This window comes from Rhizobium sp. SVR5-9E (assembly GCF_056755095.1).
In genome coordinates, this window is sequence record NZ_JBNDHS010000012.1 from 13,858 (window position 1) to 39,993 (window position 26,136).

Below are 26,136 nucleotides of genomic sequence, written 5' to 3' on the forward strand. Positions count from 1 at the left end.
AGCCTTGCCAAGACATTCCGCCACGCGCCTAAACGGCCGTGGGGGGCACCTATTCCGGCGACCCCATCTGCTTTTCGAAACCGGTCGCCAAGCCTTACGAAAATGCAAGATCCAGGTAAGCCTGACGGTGCTAATTTCGCCCCAATTGAAGTGGAATCAGGCGCACGGCGGTCACGGGGTTCTCAGGCATAGTTCATAGAGCTTTCAGCCGCGTGTTTTACATCTTCGGGAGCGAAACACCCGGAGGTGCGGTAGGGCAGAGATGGCGAGTCACGGCAGCTTGGAAGAGATGGAAGTCGAGGAAAGCCGGGGCGCGCGGGGGCTCTTGCGGCGTTATCGAAACCATTTGGTGGCGATCGCCACGCTGCTGGTCTTCTGCATGGTCGCATATGCGATCGTCCAGCTCACCAACGAAGTGCGCTATGACGACGTTGTGAACGCGCTTGCCAACACACCGGTCAGCGCCATCCTGCTTTCGCTTCTGTTCACCGGACTGAGCTTTCTGTCGCTCGTCTTCTACGACCTCAACGCTCTGGAGTATATCGGCAAGAGGCTGCCCTTTCCGCACGTGGCGCTGACGGCATTCAGCGCTTACGCCGTTGGCAATACGGCGGGCTTCGGAGCGCTTAGCGCTGGTGCGATCCGTTACCGTGCCTATTCGCGCCTTGGATTGACGCCTGACGATATCGGCCGCGTCATTGCCTTCGTGACGCTGTCTTTCGGGCTTGGCCTTGCCGGTGTTTCAGCGATCGCGCTGATGATCATCGCCGGCCAGATTGCTCCTCTGATCGGCACAAGTGCGCTGCTGCTGCGGTTGGTCGCGGGCGCCATCATCGCTGTTCTCGGCCTTGTCGTGTTCCTTGGACGTGGCGGGCGTGCATTCAACGTTGGTCCGTTCGCGATCCACCTGCCCGACTCGCGCACGTGGTCAAGGCAGTTCCTTGTCACGGCCTTCGATATCGGTGTTTCGGCAACGGTTCTTTACGTGCTGCTGCCGCAGACGGCGGTTAGCTGGCCGGTGTTTCTCGCGGTTTATGCAATTGCCCTCGGGCTCGGGGTGCTAAGCCATGTTCCGGGCGGTTTCGGAGTTTTCGAGACCATAATTATCGCTTCGCTCGGCCGCGCGGTGAATATCGATGCGGTGCTCGGTTCGCTGGTTCTCTACCGGCTGATCTACAATGTGCTGCCGCTTCTGATCGCAGTGCTTGCCGTCTCAATGACGGAGCTTCGCCGCGTCGTCCATCATCCGGCTGCCTCCAGCATCAGGCGCGTCGGAGGACGGCTGACGCCGCAGCTTCTCTCGGCCCTGACCCTCCTGCTCGGCATAATGCTGATCTTTTCAAGCGTCACGCCGACCCCTGACGAGAACCTGGCCTTCCTGGCCGACGTTTTGCCGCTGCCGATCGTTGAAGGCGCCCATTTTCTTTCCAGCCTTATGGGCCTGGCACTGGTCGTCGCTGCTCGTGGTCTCAGCCAGCGACTGGATGGCGCCTGGCTGGTGGCGGTGGTTTCGGCCGCCGTAGCGCTACTGCTTTCGCTGCTGAAGGCTATCGCGCTCGTCGAGGCGATGTTCCTTGCCTTTCTCGTCTTCAGCCTGTTTGTCAGCCGGCGGCTCTTTACCCGCCATGCCTCGTTGCTGAATCAGACGCTGACGGCATCCTGGCTGACGGCGATCGGCGTGATCTGCGTCGGCGCGGTCGTCATCCTGCTCTTCGTCTATCGCGATGTCGAATACAGCAACGAGCTCTGGTGGCAGTTCGAATTCGCCGACGAGGCGCCTCGCGGCCTGCGTGCGGTTCTCGGGCTGACGATCATTTCGACGGCAATAGCGATCTCCAGCCTCCTTCGCCCGGCGGCCTTCAAGCCGGAGCCGGCGACGGAAGAGGCACTGCGGCGCGCCGTTGACATCGTCCGGAGGCAAAATTCGGCCGACGCCAATCTCGTACGGATGAGCGATAAGAGCATCATGTTTTCCGAGCAAGGCGATGCCTTCATCATGTATGGCCGGCAGGGTCGCTCCTGGATCGCGCTCTTCGATCCCGTCGGCGAAAGGCAAGCGGCACCGGACCTTATCTGGCGCTTCGTCGAGGCCGCGGGCGCTGCCGGCTGCAGGGCCGTATTCTATCAGATCTCTCCGGCAATCCTGTCTCACTGCGCCGATGCGGGGCTGCGCGCGTTCAAGCTCGGCGAATTGGCAGTAGCAGATCTGACCCGTTTCGAAATGAAGGGCGGCAAATGGGCCAATCTTCGGCAGACGGCGGCGCGCGCGCAGCGCGACGGGCTGGAGTTCGATGTCATTCAGCCCGAGGCGGTGCCTGATGTCATCGATCAACTCTCGGTGGTCTCGAACGCCTGGCTCGAACATCACCACGCCAAGGAGAAAGGCTTCTCGCTCGGCGCGTTCGAGCCTGACTATGTGTGCGCCCAGCCGGTTGGTGTGTTGAAGAAGGATGGCAAAATCGTTGCCTTCGCCAATATCCTTATCACCGAGACGAAGTCGGAAGGCACGATCGACCTAATGCGTTTTTCGCCGGATGCGCCGAAGGGCTCGATGGACTTTCTCTTCGTGCAGATCATGGAATATCTGCGCGGCGAGGGCTACTCGCATTTCAATCTCGGCATGGCCCCGCTTTCCGGCATGTCCAAACGCGAGACGGCACCCGTCTGGGACCGCATCGGCAGCACCGTCTTCGAGCACGGCGAGCGATTTTACAATTTCAAAGGCCTTCGGGCGTTCAAAGCAAAATTTCATCCGCACTGGCAGCCGCGCTATCTGGCGGTATCCGGAGGGGGCAATCCGATGATCGCGTTGATGGACGCGACCTTTCTGATTGGTGGCGGATTAAAGGGAGTCGTCAGGAAATGATCAGAAAGTATCTCCTCGCAGCCGCGTGCACTTTCGCGCTGGCGGCTCCGGCCGTGGCCGCCGAGGAAACCAACCAGAGCTTCGAAACCGGGCTTATTCCTTCGCCTCATGTCTTCCTGCCGGACGGCGAGGTAAAAGGCGTCGTGATGCTGATTTCGGATGGCGCTGGCTGGGGAGACAAGGAAAAGGCCGAGGCTGCCACACTGGTGCAAGAGGGCGCTGTGGTCGTCGGCGTCGACTTTCCGTCCTACATGGAGGCGCTTCGAAACTATGATGTCAGCGAGAACGACGGATGCATCTATCTTGTTTCCGACATCGAGTCTCTAAGCCAGCAGATCCAGCGCGCAGCGGGCAACAGTGCCTATCATCTGCCGATCATCGCGGGCATCGGTGAGGGCGGCGCATTGGCGCTGGCGATTGCCGCGCAGACGCCGGATGCGACGATCGGGCAAACGCTGGCGGTTGATCCGGTCGCGGGGATTCCGCTGACTCAGCAGCTCTGCACGCCCGCCAGCAAGAAAACGGTCGGCGACCGCATGATCTATGGCCTAACCGACGGAAGTCTGCCGGACCCGATCATTGCTGCCTTCACGGCCGATGCGCCCAAGGACGGACGGGAGCATGTCGAAGAGCTCAAGAAGGCGCATCCGGCGATCGATATCCGCGATGCGGATGACGATGCACAGACGACGCTCTCCGATACGCTGGACGACCTGATCGCGGCGTCCGGAAGCGCCGGCAATCCGCTTGGTCTCCCCCTTGCCGTGCTCGATGCCAAACCTGCCATGGACACGATGGCAGTCATTTACTCCGGAGACGGAGGCTGGCGCGACATCGACAAGGAAGTCGGCGCGGCGCTACAGAAACAGGGCATTCCGGTCGTCGGCATCGACGCGCTTCACTATTTCTGGTCGGAACGCAAGCCCCAGGAGACCGCCGACGACCTGACGAGAATCATCGAATTCTACCGCAAGCAATGGAAGGTGAAGCACGTTCTCCTGATTGGCTATTCCTTTGGTGCCGATGTGGTGCCGGCGACCTACAACAGGCTGAAGGCAGCCGACAAGGCCTTGATCTCGCAGATTTCGCTACTGTCGCTGTCGCATCAGGTGGATTACGTGATTTCGGTCATGGGTTGGCTCGGCCAGCAGACCGAGGGCGCGGGTGGCGATCCGGTTAGCGATCTGAAGAGCATCGACCCCAAGCTTGTGCAGTGCATCTACGGCAAGGAAGACGAAGACGAAGTTGCCTGCCCCGCGCTAAAGGATACCGGGGCAGATGTCGTCGAGCTGCCGGGCGATCATCATTTCGATGAAGACTACGATCTGCTCACGAAGAAGATCGTCGACGCTCTGAGGACACGCCTGGCCGACTAGGCCGCGGAGATGATGTACCGCCAGAATCTCGGGTCGAAGATCTCGTCATTTTATGATTTCATGGGGGTAGACGCCCCAAATTGATGATTGGTGGAGGAAGCCGCGCGCCGCATGGCCGGTCACGGCCACTGCGCACCAATCGCCATCGCAGCTATTGATCTGCAACCGAACTCTGGCGGAAAGCCTCGCCGTGATTTGCGAGCTGTCGCCCGGCGTTGCGTGCAGGGCGACCGGAGCTTTCAGCCACGGCCCCACGACGGCCGTCCGTTGCGACGAGAGGAGCGCGCGGTGCATCCACCCCGACACGCCGTCACAGTCGCGGACCTGGCGCCAGTTGTCATATTCAGCGGTAATTTCGAGCGGGACACCTCGCTTGGTGTAGACCCATTTCGCGGCATAATCCAACGACGGGCCGATGCGCATACGACCGCCGTTCGCCTTGAGCGACACGAAACGGGGTATGGGCAACCCCGTTTCGCGTCCTTTCGCCATATCTGCAGCGGCTGCAGGCGCCTGCAAAGGGTTGGCGGTCGTTGGCCGGTGCAGGAGAGCGAGCGCCGCAAAGCACAGCAAGACGAAGCACGCCGGGCCTGCCCGCCGAAGAACAGGGCGGGGCAACTCAATTGCACCTGCTGACGCGCTTCAACGCGGCGGTAACGCCATCGAGCGAGTAGGTGTAAGTCGTTTCCGTTCCCCGGCGCGACGTCGCTTCGAGGGTCATCTCGCTGCCGTCGCGCATTGCGCTGATCATTTCCGGTTCGCGGTCTTCTTTCTGCACCCAGGCAGTTTTATCCTTGACGACCATCCAGAAAGTCTGATCGCCGATCTGCACCTTCAGCCGCGATCCCGGCTTGAGATCGTAGCCCATTCTCGCCTGCGGTTCGTATTTTATCCGGTCGTTTCCCGGCGCGACCAGAAAGAAATTGTCGCCATGGTCGACGTTGGCGGGTGCCTTCGTCTTCGGAACCGTCAGCAGATAGCAGGCCGTGCCATCGCCAGACTCATATGAATAAACGCCCCAGTCGTTGAAACGCTCGATCATTCTTGGCTCAGCCTGTGCTGACAATGCGCCGAGCAATGTGAAAGAGAGAACGAGAGCAAGTCTTTTCATGGCATTTTCCCCGCCGATGTTTGAGAGACGCTGGTCTGGAACAGACCGGCTGGAATGAGCAGGGGCATACAAGGGCGGCAAGGTTACCGACCTGTTAAAAAACGGCGCCGGTTCACCAAGCTGTGACCGGTGATGATCGGAAATGACCCAGGGAGCTATTGCTGAGACGCCTCGATAGCAGCGCCGGCTGGTGCAGATACCCGGTGCAAGGTGGAACTCGGAGAAGAGCCTGGGCCGATGAGGGCCCGAAACGCGAAAGACCCGGCGCCTTGCGGAGCCGGGTCTCTTGTTATTGTTTGTAGGCAGCGCTCAGGCTGAAAGCTTGGCGAGAACTTCCTCGGAAACCTCGAAGTTCGAATAGACGTTCTGCACGTCGTCGTCGTCTTCCAAGCTGTCGATGAGCCTCATCAGCGACTGCGCCTTTTCTTCGTCCACCGGCACGTTGTTCTGCGCGCGCCAGACGGCCTTGACGGTTTCGGCTTCGCCGAGCGCGCCTTCCAGCGCCTTGGCGACTTCGCCGAGGGCTTCGAAGGCGCAGGTGATGGTGTGGCCTTCCTCGTCGGTCTCCACGTCGTCGGCGCCAGCTTCGATCGCGGCTTCCATGACGGTGTCGGCATCGCCGGCGGACAGCTTGTATGTGATTTCGCCAACGTGATCGAAGGAGAAGGAAACCGATCCGGTTTCACCAAGCGCGCCGCCGGCCTTCGTGAAGATCGAGCGGACGTTGGACGCGGTGCGGTTGCGGTTGTCAGTCAGTGCTTCGACGATGATCGCCGTGCCGCCCGGACCATAACCTTCGTAGCGAACTTCATCATAGTTCTCGCCGTCGGCACCAGCGGCCTTCTTGATGGCGCGGTCGATATTGTCCTTCGGCATCGACTGGGCCTTGGCGTTCTGAATGGCCAGGCGCAGGCGGGCGTTCATGGTAGGGTCTGGCAGACCGGCCTTAGCCGCGACGGTGATTTCGCGCGCGAGCTTGGAGAACATTTTCGACCGCACGGCATCCTGACGGCCCTTGCGATGCATGATGTTTTTAAACTGTGAATGGCCAGCCATGGCACCCCTGTTCACGTCTCATTGTTCGGAATGGACGGCCTTATAAGAGCGAAACGGGCGGCATTCAAGGGAAAAGCAGTTTGCTCCGGCCCGCCTGGCGGGCTGAAAAGCAGCGGAACAAAGCGAAAGACCTGACGTTTTTGAAACGTTGGGATTTAGAATGGAAGGGAAGGCAATGGCAAGCTTTAGCGAAGCCCGCGAACAGCCCGCAAAGCAGCTTTGGGATCAGGTAAACAACATATCTGCGGGCATGCTAGGTATCGATGGAGCCGACATGCACATGCAGCCGATGGCCCCGTATGCCGACCCGAAGACCAACACCATCTGGTTCTACACCAAGTCGGATGCCGACATTGTCCGCGCCGTCAAACCGGGAACGCGTGCGCATTTCTGTGTCGTCGGCAAGGATCACGATTATCATGCCTGCCTCGCAGGCAAGATCGAGCTGCGTCCGGACCCCTCAAAGATCGATGAATACTGGAATTCGGTGGTTGCCGCCTGGTACGAGGATGGCAAGAAGGATCCGAAGTTGACGATGCTTGCCATGCATGTCGACGATGCCGAGATCTGGGTCTCCGCTGGAAGCAAGCTGAAATTCGGGTGGGAAATCGCCAAGGCCAATCTCGACGATGAGAAGATGCCGGAAGTGGGCATCAAACGGCATCTGCAATTTGCCTGATGCTTGGCGCTAGCAAGACGTTGTAGGTTCTGGCGCGTCGCCCCTCATCCGGCTGCCGCTGCCTTTCTCCCCCAGGGGAGAAGGGATTTTGTGGCGAGGGTTTCCTTACATAGTCCCCTCTCCCCTCTTGGGAGAGGGCTAGGGTGAGGGGGCGGCAAGCAGAAACGTGCCTATTGCACGCCTTTCATCACATAGATAAGCGGTTTCTTGGGCAACGAACGCATGGAAACGGTGAGTGCGTCATCCGTCGCTAGACTGACGTCGAAATCCTTGCCGAACATCGACAGAAAGCGCGCGACCGGTGGGCCGCGGCGGTGCATCGGCAGTATCAGTGACGACCGCAGGCGCTTGATGACCCGGCTCATGCTATCGGCACCCATGGTCAGGCCCCCATCGACCGGCACCATGACGATATCCAGGCGGCCGATCTCGGTATAGTGCGCCTCCGTCAGTTCGTAGTGCAGGTGCCCGAGATGGCCGATGCAGAGACCGGCGATTTCGAAAATGAAGATTGAATTCCCATCCTGCTGAGCTGCGCCGTAGCCGCCGCGAATATCCGTCGTGACGTTGCGGATATAAGCGTCTCCAACCATCAGGTGGATCTCGGCCTTTTCTCCAGGCACATCGCTCCAGCCGTGCAGAACGTGTTTGATCGCTGGATCGGGCGTCAATGTGTAATGCGACGAGTGCGCCCGGTTCATCGTCACCACGTCGGGCGTCACGTCCGGCCGGTACCAACCGTTGAAATCCGTTGCGATGACAATGCCGCCCGGTGTTTCGATTTCGAAGGTGGAATGCCCGAGATAGGTCAGCTGGACATCCTCGCCTTCCGAAACCGCGGGTATGATCGGCGTGTTGCCGGAAAAACTCGCATAGGTGGCCTTGGGAAGCGCCTGTGCGATCGCCTGGCACTGGCTGACGGGTTTCTGATCCTCTTGCGCGGCGGCTGCGCCGGGCAGGGCGAGCGGCACAAGGCATGCGATAGCGAGGACAAGTGATTGCGGCTTCATGCCACCCCCTCCGGCGCTTTCACGTTGCCGGGAGGATGCGACAAGCCGTCGCAACGGTCCAGCCGAAATCAGGTAGGGCCGCTCACAAATGCGTCATTGCAAACTCAACGCCTTAGCGCCAGAAGTCCGGGATGGTTTCCGCCAGCCGCGGCCCGAGGCGCAGTGGCGCGATCTTTTCTGCAAGGCCGGTGGCATCCGAAATCTCGACGCCGACGCCGCAGATGGTTGCAGGGCCGGTGGCCGCCTCCATGCGGCCCTTGGGCATCTTCGAGATGAAGCGGTTGAGCGGCTCTTCCTTGTCCATCCCGAGTGAGGAGTCGTAGTCGCCGCACATGCCCGCGTCAGACATATAGGCGGTGCCGCCGTTCAGGATCTGGTGGTCGGCGGTCGGCACGTGGGTATGCGTGCCGACGACGAAGCTGGCGCGACCATCGACGAAGTGGCCGAAGCATTGCTTTTCGCTGGTCGCTTCCGCATGGAAATCGAAGATGATTGCGTCGGCCTGCTCCTTCAGCGGGCAGGCGTCGAGGATCGTCTCGGCGGACTTGAATGGGTCATCAAGTTCCGGGTGCATGAAAACGCGGCCCATGATGTTTGCCACGAGCACGCGAGCCCCGTTTCGGGCATAAAAGAGGCCGGAACCACGGCCGGGCGTTCCCTGCGGATAGTTGGCGGGGCGCAGGAACTGGTCGTGGCGTCCCGCGAACGCGACCGCATCCTTCTGATCCCACACATGGTTGCCGGTGGTGACGACATCGGCACCGGCATTGACCGTCTCGAGGAAAATGTCTTCCGTGATGCCGAAACCGCCGGCGGCATTCTCGCCGTTGACGATCACGAAGTCGAGTTTCAGGTCGGACACGAGGCCGGGGAGGCGATCCCATACGGCCGTGCGTCCCGTCTTGCCGACCATGTCACCCAGAAAAAGCAGACGCATTCCTTATCCGATCCAAGAAGCAAAAAAGCGAAGGCCGCTTTCCGTCAGGATGGCATCCAGGCTTATGTCATGCGGCTCGTCGGGCACATGTGCCACTTCCTGGCAGTCGAATGCAATGCCGATCAGCTTCGGATGCATGCCTTTTTGCCGCAAACGGTCAATCGCGCGGTCATAATAGCCGGCACCGTAGCCGATGCGATGGCCGCGATCATCGAAGGCCGAAAGCGGCACGAGCATGATTTCAGGATCAAGGACGGCCGCATCCGCTGGTGGTCCGGAGGTACCGAAACCTGTTGCAATGAGGGGCGCGCCGCGAACGAGTTCACGGAAGACGATCGTCTGCTTGTCGAGGATGGCTGGAACGCAAAGGCGGGCGCCGCGCGCCTGGAACCGTCCCATCAGGGGCCGGATATCGGCTTCCGAGCGGATCGGCATGAAGCCGGAAACAATCGTGCCGGGGTCAAAAGCCACCGCCTCGCCCGCATGCTCGGCCATTGCGAGGCTTCTTTCGATCCGCACTTCCGGCGGGATCGCGTCGCGCAGCGCAAGCCGTTCGGCGCGCATCTGAGCTTTCAGTTCTTTTGGTATCGTCGGCTGCATAGACGGACCATAAACGGCTGGCCGGTCATTGCAATGCATGAAAGCGGCGTAAGCTTTGTTGTTACAGTGAGACCAAGGACCCTTGCGGGCGGCAAGGGATATTGCACGTCACTGGCGCTGTATTGCGCCCGCGAGCTGCCGGAGCGTCTGTTCGAACAACGCTTCGCCGCCCGGCAGCCAGCCGAGCGCTTCCAGCTTATCGGTGCTCATCCGGTTGACGGCAGCCTTGTCGGCTGCGGCGGGCAAAGGGTTGGGACAGCCCGTTTCCTGCTTTACGACCGACAGGATGTCACGCGTATCGGCGACGATATCCGAAACGTTGAACGCCTCGCCGGAGATGCGGGCGGTTTCCGTCTCCAGCACCAACCGCACGGCACGGCCGAGATCGCGGCCGTGAACTTCCGTGCCGGCTCGAACGGGTACCGGTCTGCCGCTCAGATAGTCATCGATAAGGCTGGTCCATTTGTTCGGCAGGAGATCGCCGTAAACCCCGGTTGCGCGCAGGCTGGCAGTTGGGAAGCCGGGGTCGCTCAGATGGGCCAGCGCGCGCTCGCCGTCGTGCTTTACTTCTCCGTAAAGGGTGTCCGGTTTCGGCAGCATATCTTCCTTCAGAACGGTCCCTGGCGCTGAGTCCCGATAGACGGCGCGGCTGGAGATGAAGATGCAACGGCGGGTGCCGGCGCGCTTGGCAGTGTCGAAGAGTTTCACCGTGCCATCGAGGTTCAGCCTGCGGAAACCCTCTGGATCGTCGCCTTCGCCGCCCCGGTATTTTCCGGACCGGTGACTGAAGGCGGCATGCACGAAGAAATAGACGTCGTCGAAAGCCTCGCTATGGTCCTTATCGGGATCGAGCGAAAGCGGCGCGAATTCGACCGGACGGGAAAACAGGCGGGGCAATGGAGCGTGGCGTCCGCCAACGACGACCGGATATCCGGCGGCAAGCAGCTCCTCGACGACATAGCGTCCGACCAGACCTGTTCCACCGGACACCAGTACTTTCATGCCGCCTCCGGGTTCATCATGGTCGCAAGATCCGGCAGGTCATTGCCGGCATAGACGGCGTGCCAGAGATCGATCAGCGGCTTGAGCTTGTCCGCTTTCGGATGGTTCGTCTCCCAGGGCTTCTCATATTGGTAATGCAGGACCGAAATGCTCTTCCAGTCCCAAAGCGCGGGCATGGTGAACCAGACATATTGCAGCATGTTGAAATAGACCGGCAGGCCATGCCAATCCGGAAAGAAGGCCTGGAGGAAGGTCTGATCCGTGCGCCGCCAGAATGCGTCCAGCTGGTCGAGCATGGCGAGCATCCGGCCGAAGGTCTCTTCCGAAGGCCTGGCAACGAAGACGCCGGAATTCATGCGGTGGAAGTCGGCAAGCGTTTCATAGACATTCGGCGCCGCGGAGAACTCCGGGTAGCCAAAGAGTTTGTCGATGTTCTTCAGAACGATGGCATCGGCGTCGATGAAGACGACGCGCTCGTATTCGGTGAGCTGCCATAGGCGGAGCTTGCAGAAATTGTCGAGCGGCGAATGGAAATCCGGCTTGCGGCCCTTCGTGAAGGGGGCGGCGGAATGCAGTTGGCCGCGCGCATGCCGCTCATTGAAGGCGTCGGAGAGCGGCAGGTGCTCGACTTCGATCAGACGGCAGCCGAGCTCGGCAAGCGGGGTGAGGGCTTTTTCATCCGCTCCGCCCGTGTGCAGCACGACGATGTCGGCTGCAGTTCCCGTCAGCCGCAGGGAACGCACAAGTGCCGTCGCACCCATGGCGTAGTCGGCATTCGTGACGAGGGTTATATAGGCGAAAGGCAAAGGCATGGGTCCTCAGGTGCTTCCGCGAATCCCTTCTCCCCGCCGGGGAGAAGGTGGCGGCAGCCGGATGAGGGGGGCCGCAGGTGGCACATGTTGTCGCCTGCGCTCTTCACCCCCTCATCGCCTCGCTGGCGCTCCGGCACTTCTCCCCGGCGGGGAGAAGAGGCTTGCCGCAACGGTATTACCAAAAATGCGTACTGTGTGGCGGCCATTCTCACGACACCGATTTCAGCCGCTTGCCTTCCGGATCGTGGTTGAGCGTCGCGGCGATGTCCCTCGTCCAGGCGGAAACGGCGGGAACGCGCGAGCGATCGACTCGGTAGGCGAATTTCTTGGCGACATCGACGATCTCGGCGAGCAGGCCGGACTCAAGCGTGGTCGGCTCTAGGCCCAAGTCGCGGAATTTGTCGTTCGTGACGATCAGGTCGTTTTCCGGCGCTTCCTTGCGCGGGTTCGGGAGCCAGGCGATCTTTGAGCCGGTCATCCTGGCGATCATCTCTGCAAGATCGCGCACGCGGTGCGTCTCGGTCATCTGGTTGAAGATCTCGACCCGCGAGCCTCGGGCCGGCGGGTTCTTCAGCGCAAGCTCGATGCAGCGGACCGAATCCTGGATGTGAATGAAGGCTCGCGTCTGGCCGCCCGTCCCATGCACAGTGATTGGATAGCCGATCGCCGCCTGGATGAGAAAGCGGTTGAGAACCGTGCCATAGTCCCCATCGTAGTCGAAGCGGTTGATGAGTTGCGGATGACGGCGCGTCTGCTCCGTGTGCGTGCCCCAGACGATGCCCTGGTGCAAATCGGTGATGCGCAGCGCGTCGTTCTTTGCGTAGAACTGAAAGAGCAGCTGATCTAGGCACTTAGTCATGTGGTAGATCGAGCCGGGATTGGAGGGGTAGAGAATTTCCTGGTTTACGGTATCGCCTGCCGCCGTATCGACGCCGACCGTCAGATAGCCCTCGGGGATAGCCGCGCCGACCGTCGAATAGCCATAGACCCCCATCGTGCCGAGGTGGACGAGGTGGGCGTCCAGCTGCAACTCAACGAGCGCATTCAGCAGGTTATGCGTTGCGCTGACATTGTTGTTGACGGTGTAGTTCTTGTGCCGGTCGCTTTTCATCGAATAGGGCGCGGCGCGTTGCTCGGCGAAATGGATGATCGCTTCCGGCCGGTTCTCGGCAAGCCAATTCTTAAGAAGCTCGTAGTCCTTGGCGAGGTCGATCAGATTGAAATGGATGCGCCGCCCCGTTTCGGCATGCCAGATGCGCGTGCGCTCCTGAATGGAGTCCATCGGTGTCAGCGATTGCACGCCGAGTTCGGTGTCGATCCAGCGCCTCGATAGGTTGTCGAGAATGTGGACGTCGTGTCCCGCGTCTGAGAGATGAAGCGATGTTGGCCAGCCAATGAACCCGTCTCCGCCCATCACCGCAATCTTCATCGCATTGCCTCCTGCGTCTTCATCTACTATCGGAAATATCTAAGAACTATGACGATTATTCAAAACTAGTGCGCTGCGGCCTGTCGCCAACAGGCATGCGAGTTTGGAGAAAATTATGGCGGATAACGGTTTTTCGATTTCTGGCGAGCTGACGGAAACGGGACACAGCCTGAACCAGCGCGTGTATTACGAAGACACCGATTTCTCCGGTCTCGTCTATCATGCACGATATTTGCATTTCCTGGAGCGCGGCCGTACCGATTATCTCCGCTGCCTCGGCGTCGAGCAGCGGGAGTTGATCAGCGCCGACGAGGAGGGGCTCGTCTTCGTCGTTCATCGCATGGAGATCGACTTCAGGAGCCCGGCCCGTATGGACGATATCCTGACGATCGTCACGCGGACGGAAAAGGCCGGCGGTGCGAAAATGGTGCTCCAGCAGGAGATCCGCTGCGGCGAAACGCCGCTGATAGCGGCGAAGGTGATCATTGCGGTCATCAACGCCAAGGGAAGGCCGCGGCGGCTTCCGGAGGCGCTGGCCACGAAATTCATGATCAGCGCGAACGCACTCATTCGATAGTCGACCGCTATAGTTCGACGGCGATCGAAGCATTCTCACTCTGCAGACGCTAGCTTGCGGCTTTGGAAATTCCTGAAGGAGCCGCCCATGTCTGCTTTGATTCCCTCCGTCTCAGGCGCAGATCATCTGACGATAACGCCTTCCGTCCTGTATTTCGGAACGCCGGTCGTGCTCATCAGCACGCTCAATCCCGACGGCACCGCCAATATCACGCCCATGTCCTCGGCATGGTCTCTCGGAGACCGGGTCGTCCTGGGTCTGGCCGCCTCAGGGCAAGGGGCTGAAAATCTTCGACGAGAAGGCGAATGCACACTCAATTTTCCGGCCGCGAAACACTGGCACCGGGTGGAACGGATCGCGCGGGCAACAGGCCGCAATCCCGTGCCAGACTACAAGGCACGGATGGGTTACGAATACGCCGCCGACAAGTTTGCCCTCGGTGGTTTCGGGTCGGTGGCATCGGAATTGCTGCATCCTCCCCGTATCTCAGAGTGTCCGATGCAGTGCGAGGCGAAGGTCGTGGCCTTTCACGGTGAGGGGAGTGCGGCCGATCCCGTCCACCCTGCCGGCTATCTAATCATCGAAGTGCAGGTCCTGCGCGTCCACGCCCATTCGCAAATCGTCGTGCCTGGCACCAATCACATCAATACGACCCGATGGACACCACTCTTCTATGTCTTCCGGCACTATTTCGGCCTGGGTGATGATCTGGGAAAGAACTTCAGAGCTGAAAGCATATGAAGCGGAAGACGGAGCGTTGGCTGGTCTTGGGCTCGGTCGCGAGCAATCGCAAGAGCGCAGGCTTGTAAAAACTTGAATTTCATGTGAAGGAATTACGCATCGCAAGTGGAGTTTGGCCCGCCTTTCCAAAGCTCCGATCACGTTCGTCCTGCACTAATCTTCAACGCACACATTCGCTGTCGTAGTCCGGCACTAACTATCTGTTAACCATAATGGTGTCTTACTGCAGAAGTCAGAGATTGTGCGGTGCACGCCTTCCTTTGACCAAATTTGACGGCAAGGAAGGCGGACAAGAGCTTTAAGCTTGACCAGGGCTTTGGGCGGCGGTCGCCAGACAATTCTTGCGAGATCACTTTCTGTGCCGCCCGGTCAAGCACCGGGCGTTTGGATTCGGGGATTTTGGATCTATGGAACAAGTAGGATTGGCAGCAGCAACGGCCGACGTCAGCCTCTGGTCGCTGTTCATGCAGGCTGGCATCGTCGTCAAGCTGGTCATGCTCGGGCTCATCGCAGCCTCGGTCTGGACCTGGGCGATCATCATCGACAAATATCTTGCCTACGGCCGCGCGCGGCGCCAGTTCGACAAATTCGAACAGGTCTTCTGGTCCGGTCAATCGCTCGAAGAACTCTACCGCACGCTTTCGGAACGCAACAACACCGGCCTTGCCGCGATCTTTGTTGCCGCCATGCGCGAGTGGAAGAAATCCTTTGAACGCGGCGCGCGTTCGCCGATCGGCCTGCAGATGCGAATCGACCGTGCGATGGACGTGACGCTCGCTCGTGAATCCGAATTCCTCTCGGCTCGTCTCGGATCGCTTGCGACGATCGGCTCGGCCGGTCCCTTCATCGGCCTGTTCGGTACCGTGGTCGGTATCATGACCTCGTTCCAGGCGATCGCCGGTTCGAAGTCGACGAACCTCGCGGTCGTTGCTCCCGGTATCGCGGAAGCGCTGCTTGCAACCGCAATCGGCCTTGTCGCGGCTATTCCGGCAGTTATCGCCTACAACAAGTTCTCCGCAGACGCCGGCAAGCTCTCCGGCCGCATGGAAGGCTTTGCGGATGAGTTCTCCGCCATCCTTTCGCGCCAGATCGACGAGAAGCTGCAGCCGCGTCAGGCCGCACAGTAACCACGGAGTACACGACGATGGGTATGGCTGTTGGAGGCAACAACGGAAGCGGTGGCCGCCGCCGTCGCGGTGGCCGGAGCAAAGGGGTTATTTCCGAAATCAACGTGACGCCGCTCGTCGACGTTATGCTCGTGCTGCTCATCATCTTCATGGTGGCTGCGCCGATGATGACTGTTGGCGTGCCGATCGACCTGCCGGAAACGCAGGCCAAGGCGTTGAATTCCGAAACCCAGCCCATCACCATTTCAGTCAAGAACGACGGTGCGGTATTCCTCCAGGAAACACCGATCCCGACCGACGAGATCGCCGCCAAGCTCGAGGCGATCGCGACCACCGGCTATAACGAACGCATTTTTGTGCGCGGCGATGCCACTGCTCCTTACGGCGTGATCGCCGACGTGATGGCACGCATCCAGGGTGCGGGCTTCAAGAACATCGGCCTCGTGACGCAGCAGAAGAAGGACCAGTAGCAAGCAAGATGAAGGCCAGTGTCGTCACATCTGCGGTTCTGCATGGACTCGTGCTCACCTGGGCGCTGGTGACGATTGGCACGCCGGAATCCTTCAAGGTCGACGACTTCGAAGCGATGCCGGTCGATCTCGTTCCCGTCGAATCCATTACTCAGATGCAGCAGGGCGACAAGACGGCGAAGCCCAATGACAAGCCCGCGCCGAAACCGACGTCGAGGCCCGCGGACGTTCCCGATGCCGAAAACCTCGGCGACAACAAGGTCGATCTGAAGACGCCGCCGATCCCGAACGCCAAGCCCAACAACAACGAAAGCACGGCAGCGCCGAAAGCCACCGAAAAGCCGCTCCCCCAGAATGATCCCGTCCCCAACGAGGTGAAGGAGATCATGAAGGAAGACACGGTCGTCGATCAGCCGAAGGAGGTCGCGTCGATTCCGGAGACCAAGCCGGAAGAAGTGACGCCGCCCAAGCCCGAGGAAAAGCCGCCGGAGGAGCAGGCAAAGCCCGAGCCGCCGAAGCCGGACGCCGAAGCGCTGCCGGACAATGTTCCGACGCCGGTCGCCAAGCCGCAGGTGAAGCCGCCGGAGCAGAAGCCTGCTGAAAAGCCGCCGGAAAAACCGCAGGAACAGCCGAAGACTGCCGAGAAACAGCCGGACAAGAAGAAAGCCGACAAGGCACAGGAAAAGGCCAAGGCGTCTTCCTCGAAGGAGAGCGACTTCAACGCCGACGACATAGCGGCGCTGCTGAACAAGCAGGATCCTTCGAATGGCGGCGCCAAGCGTTCGACCGAAGTGGCCTCGTTGGGTGCAAAGAAGTCCAACAACACCGGCTCCAAGCTCAGCATGAGCGAAATGGACGCCTTGCGTAATGCCATTGCTGGCAACTGGCAGATCATACCCGGCCTTGCGGACATGGACCAGGTCCGCATCACCGTCCACATGAAGCTGGACGAAAATGGCGAGATCATCGGTGACCCCGAGGTCGAAGCGACCGGCGGCAATGATGCTACGCGCCGGGCGCTTGCCGGCGGTGCCTATCGTGCCGTCAAACGGTCCGCGCCGTTCACCAACCTTCCGAAAGACAAATATGACGCGTGGAGCGAAGTCATCGTGAACTTCGACCCCAGTCAGATGGCTCTTTAAATGCTGAAAGGCTTGCCCCTCATGACCAAGTGTTCCCTCTTCCGCGCCTTCATGGTGGCGCTCGGCATGGCTGCGACGGCTGCTATTGCAACGCCGGCCCACGCGCTTGTCGAGATCAACATCAACAAGGGCAACGTTGAGCCGCTGCCGATCGCCATCACCGACTTCCTGCAAGGCGACATGGGTGCGCAGGTTTCGCAGGTGATCGCAGCCGACCTGCAGCGTTCCGGCCTGTTTGCGCCGATCAACAAGAATGCCTTCATCGAGAAGATCTCCAATCCGGACCAGGCGCCGCGCTTCGAGGACTGGAAGGTGATCAATGCCCAGGCGCTCGTCACCGGCCGTGTCACCCAGGAAGCGGACGGCCGTCTCCGTGCCGAGTTCCGCCTTTGGGATTCCTTCGCCGGCCAGCAGATGACGGGCCAGCAGTTCTATACGCAGCCGGAAAACTGGCGCCGCGTCGCCCATATCATCGCCGACGCGATCTACAAGCAGACGACCGGCGAAGAGGGTTACTTCGATACCCGCGTCGTCTTCGTTTCCGAATCCGGCCCGAAGCAGCAGCGTAAGCGTCAGCTCGCCATCATGGACCAGGACGGCTACAACGTCCGCATGCTGACGGATGGCAGCGACCTCGTACTCACGCCGCGCTTCTCGCCGAACCGGCAGGAAGTGACCTACATGTCCTTCGCTAACCAGCAGCCGCGCGTCTATCTGCTGCAGCTCGAGACCGGACAGCGCGAGGTCGTCGGCAACTTCCCGGGCATGACCTTCTCCCCGCGCTTCTCCCCGGACGGACAGAAGGTCATCATGAGCCTTCAGCAGGAGGGGAACGCCAATATCTACACGATGGACCTGCGTTCCCGCACCACCACGCGCCTGACCTCCACTGCGGCGATCGACACGTCGCCCTCCTTCTCTCCGGACGGCGGCAGGATCGCTTTCGAAAGCGACCGTGGCGGACATCCGCAGATCTACGTCATGAATGCCGACGGTTCCGGCCAGACGCGCATCTCCTTCGGCGACGGCAATTACTCGACGCCGGTCTGGTCGCCACGCGGCGACCTGATCGCCTTCACCAAGCAGTCGGGCGGCAAGTTCTCGATCGGCGTGATGAAGCCGGACGGTTCGGGCGAGCGTATTCTGACCACGGGATTCCACAACGAGGGTCCCACCTGGGCGCCGAACGGCCGTGTGCTGATGTTCTTCCGTCAGGCGGCTGGTGCGGGTGGCCCGCAACTCTATTCGATAGACCTGACGGGCTACAACGAACAGCTTATCAAGACGCCGTCGTATGCATCCGACCCCGCCTGGTCGCCGCTGCTTGAGTAGTGGATGGGCCAGATTCCGCCTTCTTGTCGCCGCAAAGTGTTGGAATCTGGCGATTACAGGGACAAATCAGTAGTTCGTTAACCATACTTTTTGAGCGCCGGTTAACCCAGAACAGTTACAGTCCGGCAACCCTAAATGAAGTCGCAAGGAGACCGGCCATGAGCCGAATTCAAACCCCGGCAATGAGCCGCATGCAGAATTTCGCCCGCAACCCAGTCATGATCGCACTCGTCGCCGGTTTGGCGCTTGCTGGCTGCGCCAACAAGAAGAACATGGCCAACAGCGCCGGCGATCTCGGCCTCGGTGCCGGTGCAGCAACGCCGGGTTCGGCTCAGGACTTCACGGTCAACGTCGGCGACCGCATCTTCTTCGACACCGACTCCACATCGATCCGCGCGGATGCTGCCCAGACGCTTGACCGTCAGGCACAGTGGCTTGCTCGCTATCCGAACTATGCGATCACGGTAGAGGGCCACGCCGACGAGCGCGGCACGCGTGAATACAACTTGGCGCTGGGTGCACGCCGCGCCGCTGCAACGAAGGACTACCTCGCTTCGCGCGGCGTTCCGGCTCAGCGCATGAAGACGATCTCCTACGGCAAGGAACGCCCGGTCGCCGTCTGCGACGATATTTCCTGCTGGTCGCAGAACCGCCGTGCAGTTACGGTTCTCGGCGGCGCCGGCATGTAATAACCGGATTTTACATTGCTTTTTGGAAAGGCGGTCCGCTTGCGGGTCGCCTTTTCTTTTTGAACACACTTTGGCCAGACTCCGTTGCTTTTTGAGAGCAATTAGCAAAATCTCCTGTTCGTGCCTTGGGGCGCGAAGAATCACTGGGACAGGACGATACCTATGAAGAAACTTGTCGTGGCAGGCTTGCTCTGCCTCGCGGCCGTAACCGGAACCGAGCGAGCGGCTTATTCCGCTTCGTTTCTAGGCTTGAACTTTGGCGGCAGGCCCGCGCAGAGCCAGGCGCAGACGCCGCCTGTCGTCGACGTGCAGAGCAGCGGCACCGAGATGCGCGTGCAACAGCTGGAAGAGCAACTGCGTCAGCTCAACGGCCGCATCGAGGAAATGAGCTACCAGATCCTGCAGATGCAGGAATCGCTGCGCAAGACGCAGGAGGATAACGAATTCCGGTTCCAGGACCTGGAAAAGGGCGGCGGCTCCGCCGGATCGAAGGGGAGCACGAAGAAGAGCGAGGCTGATATACAGGCTCCGGCTTCGGGCCAGGCCGACGCACGGCCACAGCGCCGGAGCGATGATGTCGCGACAATCATCGAGACACCGCAGGGAGCCGAAACGGCTCCCTCCAACGGCGTTCCGTCGAACGGCGATCTCGGCCGTCCGCCGCAGCAGCTGGGCTCTATCCAGTTCGATCAGAGCGGTAACCCGATCGGCGGCAGTGTGAACCAGAATGCGGAAGTCGGCTCCGCTCCGCTGCCGGATGTGAACACCCCTACCTCGCAACAACAGACCGCCTCTCTCGGCAGCGAGGCCGATCAGTACAAGGCGGCCTACGGTCATGTCCTTTCCGGCGACTATGCCGTCGCTGAACAGCAATTCACCCAGTATATCGCGCAGTATCCGGGCAGCGCCCGGGCTGCTGATGCCAATTTCTGGCTCGGTGAGGCGCTTTATTCCCAAGGCAAGTACAATGAAGCGGCGAAGACCTTTCTGAATGCTCACCAGAAATACGGTTCCTCCGAGAAGGCGCCCGAAATGTTGCTGAAGCTCGGCATGTCGCTGGCGGCTCTCGACAATGTCGATACCGCCTGCGCGACGCTTAAAGAAGTCAGCAAGCGCTATCCGAAAGCCTCGCGGGCCGTCATAAGCAAGGTCGCGAGCGAACAGAAGCGCCTCGCCTGCTAAGGGTTTCCGGTTTGTCTCCGGAAGCCGTTCTTTCACCGGAGGTAGCGGCGCGCCGCTTACTCCATTCGCTTGCCAGCCCCACGCGCATCCTCGTCGCGATCTCTGGCGGCAGCGATTCGACCGGCCTGCTTCTGGCCCTTTCCGAGGCATTGAAGGCCGAACCCGACCCGAAAATTTCCCTATGCGCCGCGACAATCGATCACGATCTGCGCGCAGGTTCTGCAGATGAGGCGCGCCAGGTCGCAGCCCTCTGCAGGTCACTCGCCATTCCGCACGCAAGCCGCGTTTGGCGCGGTGCCAAACCGAAGACCGGCATCATGGCTGCCGCACGCGAAGCGCGCTACAAGTTGCTGGCCGACGCAGCGGCGGAACTGGGGGCTGATCTGGTCGTGACCGCGCATACGCTGGACGACCAGCGCGAGACCCTGGCGATGCGCCGCACGCGCAGCGACAGCCTTTCCACGGGGATCGCCGATGCGGTTCTGTTCGATCGCCGCATCTGGATTGCCCGGCCGTTTCTATCCTGTATGCGTGCCGATATCCGGGCATATCTTACGGCGCGCGGTGCCACGTGGTTTGATGATCCGAGCAATGAAAATATGAAATACGAGCGCGTGCGGACGCGCGCGGCATTGGCGGGCGAGGGGACTGTCCAAGACGGGCCGGCGGCTGCAGATGCCCGTTTGGCACTTGCGAGCCAGGCGGTGGCCTGGGCCGGCCAGTATTTTAAACTTCCTGTCGAAGGGTTGGGGCATGTTGCCCGAGACGGTCTTTCGGCATCCGGGCCGGTAATAAGTTACGCCCTCGGCCGCCTGGTTGCAGTCTTCGGGGGGCAGCCGTTTCCTCCCGGACGCGCGCAGATGGAGCGCATCGTCGACTTCGTGACTGCCGGCATTCCTGGCCGGATGACAGTCGGCCGGGTGGTATTCGATCTCCGGCGCGATGGCCTTTACTTGACCCGCGAGGGCCGCGGCATGTTGCCACTGGTGCTTGCGCAGGGAGCGTGTGGGATATGGGACGGGCGGTTCGTCATCAAGAATAACTCGCCGTTCAGCCTGGAGATTGATACGCGTTCGGCGCTGGATGCAGGTCATCGCGCCAACTGCTCTGTCTTTACTTTGCCTGTGACCAATGCACTGGAGTTCTCGGGCGAGCGCGAGCTTGAGGGCGCGAAGGCCGCGCACCTGCCCAAGGCTGCCCTCAAGCGAGCACTGGCAGCGCAACCATATGTTCGGGTCGCTGAAAACCTGCCCGCTGATTGTCACCTCGATGTGAGCGTCACGCCTTATTTTGCACCGTTCGACCGCTTTTTGACACGATTCGACTTCATCTTTGCTGGAAGCCTCGCGGCGGCTTTTGGAACGCGCCCCTATCCAAGCCCGCCTTTAGGTCTTATTGACGGAAAAACCAACTGACAGAGTGGATCGCCTTGGCAATGGCACAGCGCAACCCTATGTTAGAGGCCAAATAAGACGGTTGCCATGAGGCTGCTGTTCCAGTGCTGGGGAGTTCGATGAACCCTAACTTACGAAATTTCGCCTTGTGGGCAATCATAGCGCTTTTGCTGATTGCCCTTTTCAGCATGTTCCAGACGACGCCGGCGCAAACCAGCTCGCGTGATATCCCTTACTCGCAGTTCATGCGTGAGGTCGATGCGGGCCGCGTCAAGGAGGTTGTCGTCACCGGCAATCGTGTCTCGGGAAGCTATGTTGAAAACGGCACCACCTTCCAGACCTATTCTCCTGTCGTCGATGACAGCCTTCTCGATCGCTTGCAGTCGAAGAACGTGGTCGTTTCGGCCCGTCCGGAAACCGATGGTTCGTCCGGCTTCCTGAGTTATCTCGGTACGCTGCTGCCGATGCTGCTCATTCTGGGCGTCTGGCTGTTTTTCATGCGGCAGATGCAGGGCGGCTCGCGCGGCGCGATGGGCTTCGGCAAGTCCAAGGCCAAGCTTCTGACCGAAGCGCATGGCCGCGTGACCTTCGATGACGTCGCTGGCGTCGACGAAGCCAAGCAGGACCTCGAAGAAATCGTCGAATTCCTGCGCGATCCGCAGAAATTCCAGCGCCTCGGCGGCAAGATTCCGCGCGGCGTGCTGCTCGTCGGCCCTCCGGGCACGGGTAAGACGCTGCTCGCCCGCTCCGTTGCCGGCGAAGCCAACGTTCCGTTCTTCACGATTTCCGGTTCCGACTTCGTCGAAATGTTCGTCGGTGTCGGCGCAAGCCGCGTCCGCGACATGTTCGAGCAGGCCAAGAAGAACGCTCCCTGCATCATCTTCATCGACGAAATCGATGCCGTCGGCCGTCACCGCGGCGCCGGTCTCGGCGGCGGCAACGACGAACGTGAGCAGACGCTCAATCAGTTGCTGGTCGAGATGGACGGCTTCGAGGCCAACGAAGGCATCATCCTGATTGCCGCGACCAACCGTCCCGACGTTCTCGACCCGGCGCTGCTGCGTCCGGGCCGCTTCGACCGTCAGGTCGTCGTTCCGAACCCGGATATCGTCGGCCGCGAGCGGATCCTCAAGGTTCATGCCCGCAACGTTCCGCTGGCGCCGAATGTCGATCTCAAGGTTCTTGCCCGCGGCACGCCCGGTTTCTCCGGCGCCGACCTCATGAACCTCGTCAACGAAGCTGCCCTCATGGCCGCACGCCGCAACAAGCGCGTCGTCACCATGCAGGAGTTCGAAGACGCCAAGGACAAGATCATGATGGGCGCCGAGCGCCGCTCTTCGGCAATGACCGAGGCGGAAAAGAAGCTGACGGCCTACCACGAAGCCGGTCACGCTATCACGGCGCTCAACGTTGCCGTTGCCGATCCGCTGCACAAGGCGACGATCATCCCGCGTGGCCGGGCTCTCGGCATGGTCATGCAGCTTCCCGAGGGCGACCGCTATTCGATGAGCTACAAGTGGATGGTCTCGCGCCTCTGCATCATGATGGGCGGCCGCGTCGCCGAAGAATTGACGTTCGGCAAGGAGAACATCACCTCCGGCGCATCTTCGGATATCGAGCAGGCCACCAAGCTTGCCCGCGCCATGGTCACGCAGTGGGGCTTCTCCGATCAGCTTGGTCAGGTGTCCTACGGCGAGAACCAGCAGGAAGTCTTCCTCGGCCACTCCGTTTCGCAGACGAAGAATGTTTCGGAAGCGACGGCCCAGAAGATCGATAACGAAGTCCGCCGGCTGATTGACGAGGCATACACGCAGGCCCGCGATATCCTCACCGAAAAGCACGATGATTTCGTAGCGCTTGCCGAAGGCTTGCTCGAATACGAGACCCTGACCGGCGAAGAAATCAAGGCGCTGCTGCGCGGCGAAAAGCCCGCTCGCGATCTCGGCGACGATGCGCCTCCGAGCCGCGGTTCGGCCGTGCCGAAGGCTGGTGCGCGCCCCGCGTCCAAGGGCGACGAGGCGGAAGGTGGCCTCGAGCCCCAGCCGCACTGACGCGAAGTAACTCGAATGGACAAAGGTCGGATTCTCCAGCAAGAGGTCCGGCCTTTTTCTATTGGTAACGGGATATAATCAATTTTCTTTGTAATTTACGTGATGGCGCCTACGATTTATGGCATGCCGCTATCATGGGAAGCCGCAATTTCGCTTTGTATTGGGACTGATAGTCCTCGGCTGATTTTGCGGGAGGTTCCGCGGCCTTATTTGGCTCGCTGAAAAACAATATAGAGGTACATATGAAAAGACGTTACTTCGGCACCGACGGTATTCGCGGGCAATCGAACGTGTTCCCGATGACGCCGGATCTGGCGATGCGCGTCGGCATTGCTGTCGGCACGATCTTCCGCAATGGCAATCATCGCCACCGGGTCGTGATCGGCAAGGATACGCGCCTTTCCGGCTACATGCTGGAAAACGCCATGGTTGCTGGATTCACGGCCGCTGGCCTCGACGTCTTCCTGCTTGGCCCGATCCCAACGCCCGCCGTTGCCATGCTCACCCGCTCGCTGCGCGCCGATGTGGGCGTAATGATCTCCGCTTCGCACAATCCTTACGAGGACAACGGTATCAAGCTCTTCGGTCCCGACGGATACAAGCTCTCCGACGATATCGAATCGCAGATCGAAGAACTGTTGGAGAAGGATCTTTATACCCAGCTCGCAAAGTCTGACGACATCGGCCGCGCCAAGCGAGTCGATGGCGTGCACGACCGTTACATCGAGCATGCAAAGCGCACGCTGCCGCGTGATGTGACGCTGCAGGGGCTGAGGGTTGCGATCGACTGCGCCAATGGCGCCGCCTATAAGGTCGCACCGGCGGTGCTCTGGGAACTCGGTGCCGACGTCGTCACCATCGGCAACGAGCCGAATGGCGTTAACATCAATCTGAATTGCGGTTCCACCAGCCCCGTCACTCTGCAAAAGAAGGTCGATGAGGTGCGGGCGGACATCGGTATCGCTCTGGATGGTGATGCCGACCGGGTTATTATCGTGGACGAAAACGGTGCGCTGGTCGATGGCGACCAGCTGATGGCGGTGATCGCCGAAACCTGGGCGGAAAACCAGCAGCTTCGCGGCAACGGTATCGTGGCGACCGTCATGTCGAACCTTGGCCTGGAGCGCTTCCTCAGAGGCAAGGGAATGGGCCTTGCCCGCACCAAGGTCGGCGACCGCTATGTCGTCGAGCATATGCGCCAGAACAATTTCAACGTTGGCGGCGAGCAGTCCGGCCATATCGTGCTTTCGGACTACGGCACGACCGGGGACGGGTTGGTTGCTGCGTTGCAGATCCTCGCTGCTGTCAAGCGAACCGGCAAGACCGTCAGCGAAGTCTGCCGCCGTTTCGAGCCGGTGCCGCAGCTTCTCCGCAATGTCCGCATTTCCGGCGGCAAGCCGCTGGAAGACGTGCAGGTGCAGCAGGCGATCGCCGATGCGGAAGCCGAACTTGCCAAGAACGGCCGCCTCGTTATCCGTCCTTCGGGCACCGAGCCGCTGATCCGCGTGATGGCGGAAGGCGACGACAGGGCGCAGATCGAGCGCATCGTCAACGAACTGATCGGCACGATCTCGGGCGTCAGAACGGCGGCTTGAATCGTTTGCGATTGTTGAGGGAGAGCCGGCGCTCGGTCGCCGGCTTTTTCATGTCCGCCTTGCGAGCCAGACGGTCTGGCCGCCGCAAGCCGGGTCTTCGACCATGTGATCAACGACCGAGAAGCCGTGTTCCGGCAGCAGGCTGCGATACTCCGCACCGTCGAGGCTGCTGTGATAGAGCGGCTCGCCGCAGAACGTTCCCATCGCCTCGCCATAGGCAGGCCCGCTGGTAAACATCAGCGCCGCGCCATCCGCCGCATGCGCCGCGAAGACGGCAAATATCCGCCGCTGATCCTCTGGCTTCAAGTGGAAGAAGCTGTCCCAGGCAATCAGCCCGTCGAATCTCGCTCTGAGCGACAGGGCGCGCATATCGGCGACGTGCCACGTGTGGGTGGGAAAACGTTCCTTGCACATGGCAATCAGCGAGGGCGAACTATCGACTCCCGTCACGGCATAGCCGCTTTCGATGAAATGCCTTGCGAGATGCTCGCCGGAGCCGCAGCCCATATCGAGGATCGTGCCGCTGTGCGGTAGCAGGCTGGAAAATCGATCCAGCCAGCTGCGCTCGAACAGGTTTTTTCCGCGGCTCGCATCCCACACGGCAGCATGCCGCTCGTAAAGCGCTGAGATATTTTCGGCAGGATTCGGGTCACTCATTTATTCAGGCAAGCCCTCAAGAGAATGTTCGCTGGTCAAATACATCACGTACCGGTCCGAGCGAAGGAGTAAAGAGGGGGTTGCGGCGCTCCAATCCCAAAAGTCGTACCACCTGATAGGATGAATTGACTTATCGGATGGGAAACATAACTTTTTTCTTGATCGCAAATGATGTTTGCGGGGCTGAAGGACGACAGCGAGATCAACAATCGTTTCTCCGATCTGAAGCAATTTTCCCAATAGGTCAGAACGGATGTGGTGGATGCTGCAGGGGATCGCCCACAGGATCGCTTCGCCGTTG

Annotated in this window: 24 protein-coding genes; 14 read left to right on the forward strand and 10 right to left on the reverse strand. The window is 60.4% G+C overall.

The features are described 5' to 3' along the window. Positions 1–262 precede the first annotated feature (262 nt). Together mprF and ACPYOJ_RS08660 are read left to right on the forward strand one after the other, a co-directional pair. Positions 263–2,866, forward strand: coding sequence for a bifunctional lysylphosphatidylglycerol flippase/synthetase MprF (gene mprF, locus ACPYOJ_RS08655; RefSeq protein ID WP_481415871.1), 2,604 nt, complete (start codon positions 263–265; stop codon positions 2,864–2,866). After that, positions 2,863–4,242, forward strand: a complete 1,380-nt coding sequence (locus ACPYOJ_RS08660; RefSeq protein WP_481415872.1) for a virulence factor family protein — start codon at positions 2,863–2,865, stop codon at positions 4,240–4,242. Before mprF ends, ACPYOJ_RS08660 begins: the two co-directional genes overlap by 4 nt. A 45-nt stretch (positions 4,243–4,287) precedes the next feature. Here the strand turns inward: ACPYOJ_RS08660 and ACPYOJ_RS08665 are convergent, their stop codons facing one another. The 3 genes from ACPYOJ_RS08665 to ACPYOJ_RS08675 form a co-directional block, all read right to left on the reverse strand. Continuing rightward, positions 4,288–4,815, reverse strand: coding sequence for an SH3 domain-containing protein (locus tag ACPYOJ_RS08665; RefSeq protein ID WP_481415873.1), 528 nt, complete (start codon positions 4,813–4,815; stop codon positions 4,288–4,290). Positions 4,816–4,861: 46 nt separating this feature from the next. Continuing rightward, complete coding sequence (locus ACPYOJ_RS08670; protein WP_481415874.1) at positions 4,862–5,353, reverse strand: invasion associated locus B family protein; 492 nt, start codon at positions 5,351–5,353, stop codon at positions 4,862–4,864. 309 nt (positions 5,354–5,662) lie between these two features. After that, on the reverse strand, positions 5,663–6,409 hold the full coding sequence (locus ACPYOJ_RS08675) for a YebC/PmpR family DNA-binding transcriptional regulator (protein WP_481415875.1): 747 nt from the start codon (positions 6,407–6,409) through the stop codon (positions 5,663–5,665). Between the two features lie 175 nt (positions 6,410–6,584). Here ACPYOJ_RS08675 and ACPYOJ_RS08680 point away from each other — a divergent pair, with 175 nt between their 5' ends. Then, positions 6,585–7,088 carry a pyridoxamine 5'-phosphate oxidase family protein gene (locus tag ACPYOJ_RS08680; protein ID WP_481415876.1) on the forward strand — a complete coding sequence of 168 codons (504 nt, stop codon included), beginning with the start codon at positions 6,585–6,587 and terminating at the stop codon, positions 7,086–7,088. A gap of 170 nt (positions 7,089–7,258) precedes the next feature. Here ACPYOJ_RS08680 and ACPYOJ_RS08685 read toward each other — a convergent pair whose 3' ends face one another. From ACPYOJ_RS08685 to ACPYOJ_RS08710, 6 genes are all read right to left on the reverse strand, one after another. Next, positions 7,259–8,098, reverse strand: coding sequence for an MBL fold metallo-hydrolase (locus tag ACPYOJ_RS08685; protein ID WP_481415877.1), 840 nt, complete (start codon positions 8,096–8,098; stop codon positions 7,259–7,261). Positions 8,099–8,210: 112 nt separating this feature from the next. After that, positions 8,211–9,035, reverse strand: a complete 825-nt coding sequence (locus ACPYOJ_RS08690; protein WP_168831563.1) for a TIGR00282 family metallophosphoesterase — start codon at positions 9,033–9,035, stop codon at positions 8,211–8,213. 3 nt (positions 9,036–9,038) lie between these two features. Then, the gene (locus ACPYOJ_RS08695; protein WP_481415878.1) at positions 9,039–9,635 is read right to left on the reverse strand and encodes a 5-formyltetrahydrofolate cyclo-ligase; all 597 of its coding nucleotides are present in this window, start codon (positions 9,633–9,635) and stop codon (positions 9,039–9,041) included. A gap of 108 nt (positions 9,636–9,743) precedes the next feature. Next, positions 9,744–10,637 carry an NAD-dependent epimerase/dehydratase family protein gene (locus ACPYOJ_RS08700; protein WP_481415879.1) on the reverse strand — a complete coding sequence of 298 codons (894 nt, stop codon included), beginning with the start codon at positions 10,635–10,637 and terminating at the stop codon, positions 9,744–9,746. Then, a complete protein-coding gene (locus tag ACPYOJ_RS08705) occupies positions 10,634–11,449 on the reverse strand; it encodes a glycosyltransferase (protein ID WP_481415880.1) in 816 nt (271 codons plus the stop codon). The genes ACPYOJ_RS08700 and ACPYOJ_RS08705 overlap by 4 nt, the downstream gene beginning before the upstream one ends. Before the next feature lie 208 nt (positions 11,450–11,657). Next, complete coding sequence (locus ACPYOJ_RS08710) at positions 11,658–12,878, reverse strand: NAD-dependent epimerase/dehydratase family protein (protein ID WP_481415881.1); 1,221 nt, start codon at positions 12,876–12,878, stop codon at positions 11,658–11,660. A gap of 115 nt (positions 12,879–12,993) precedes the next feature. Between ACPYOJ_RS08710 and ybgC the strand changes: the two genes are divergently transcribed. The 11 genes from ybgC (at position 12,994) to glmM (ending at position 25,178) form a co-directional block, all read left to right on the forward strand. Further along, entirely contained in the window at positions 12,994–13,455 is a 462-nt protein-coding gene (ybgC, locus tag ACPYOJ_RS08715; RefSeq protein ID WP_481415882.1) for a tol-pal system-associated acyl-CoA thioesterase, read from the forward strand. Positions 13,456–13,542: 87 nt separating this feature from the next. Then, on the forward strand, positions 13,543–14,196 hold the full coding sequence (locus ACPYOJ_RS08720; protein ID WP_481415883.1) for a flavin reductase family protein: 654 nt from the start codon (positions 13,543–13,545) through the stop codon (positions 14,194–14,196). A 407-nt stretch (positions 14,197–14,603) separates the two neighbouring features. Further along, on the forward strand, positions 14,604–15,323 hold the full coding sequence (gene tolQ / locus ACPYOJ_RS08725) for a protein TolQ (RefSeq protein ID WP_481415884.1): 720 nt from the start codon (positions 14,604–14,606) through the stop codon (positions 15,321–15,323). A 17-nt stretch (positions 15,324–15,340) separates the two neighbouring features. After that, positions 15,341–15,793, forward strand: coding sequence for a protein TolR (gene tolR / locus ACPYOJ_RS08730; RefSeq protein ID WP_168831570.1), 453 nt, complete (start codon positions 15,341–15,343; stop codon positions 15,791–15,793). An 8-nt stretch (positions 15,794–15,801) separates the two neighbouring features. Next, positions 15,802–16,935, forward strand: a complete 1,134-nt coding sequence (locus tag ACPYOJ_RS08735; RefSeq protein ID WP_168831571.1) for a hypothetical protein — start codon at positions 15,802–15,804, stop codon at positions 16,933–16,935. 21 nt (positions 16,936–16,956) lie between these two features. Then, positions 16,957–18,267 (forward strand): Tol-Pal system beta propeller repeat protein TolB, encoded by a 1,311-nt coding sequence (tolB, locus tag ACPYOJ_RS08740; protein ID WP_481415885.1) that lies wholly within the window; start codon positions 16,957–16,959, stop codon positions 18,265–18,267. Positions 18,268–18,425: 158 nt separating this feature from the next. After that, positions 18,426–18,956: a peptidoglycan-associated lipoprotein Pal gene (gene pal, locus ACPYOJ_RS08745; protein WP_168831573.1), complete on the forward strand. Its 531-nt coding sequence runs from the start codon at positions 18,426–18,428 to the stop codon at positions 18,954–18,956. A 162-nt stretch (positions 18,957–19,118) separates the two neighbouring features. After that, positions 19,119–20,138, forward strand: coding sequence for a tol-pal system protein YbgF (ybgF, locus tag ACPYOJ_RS08750; RefSeq protein ID WP_481415886.1), 1,020 nt, complete (start codon positions 19,119–19,121; stop codon positions 20,136–20,138). 11 nt (positions 20,139–20,149) lie between these two features. Then, positions 20,150–21,553: a tRNA lysidine(34) synthetase TilS gene (gene tilS, locus ACPYOJ_RS08755; RefSeq protein ID WP_481415887.1), complete on the forward strand. Its 1,404-nt coding sequence runs from the start codon at positions 20,150–20,152 to the stop codon at positions 21,551–21,553. Positions 21,554–21,651: 98 nt separating this feature from the next. Further along, complete coding sequence (gene ftsH / locus ACPYOJ_RS08760) at positions 21,652–23,583, forward strand: ATP-dependent zinc metalloprotease FtsH (protein ID WP_168831576.1); 1,932 nt, start codon at positions 21,652–21,654, stop codon at positions 23,581–23,583. Positions 23,584–23,825: 242 nt separating this feature from the next. Beyond that, the gene (gene glmM, locus ACPYOJ_RS08765) at positions 23,826–25,178 is read left to right on the forward strand and encodes a phosphoglucosamine mutase (RefSeq protein WP_481415888.1); all 1,353 of its coding nucleotides are present in this window, start codon (positions 23,826–23,828) and stop codon (positions 25,176–25,178) included. 48 nt (positions 25,179–25,226) lie between these two features. Here the strand turns inward: glmM and ACPYOJ_RS08770 are convergent, their stop codons facing one another. Then, positions 25,227–25,835, reverse strand: coding sequence for a class I SAM-dependent DNA methyltransferase (locus tag ACPYOJ_RS08770; RefSeq protein ID WP_481415889.1), 609 nt, complete (start codon positions 25,833–25,835; stop codon positions 25,227–25,229). Positions 25,836–26,136 lie beyond the last annotated feature (301 nt).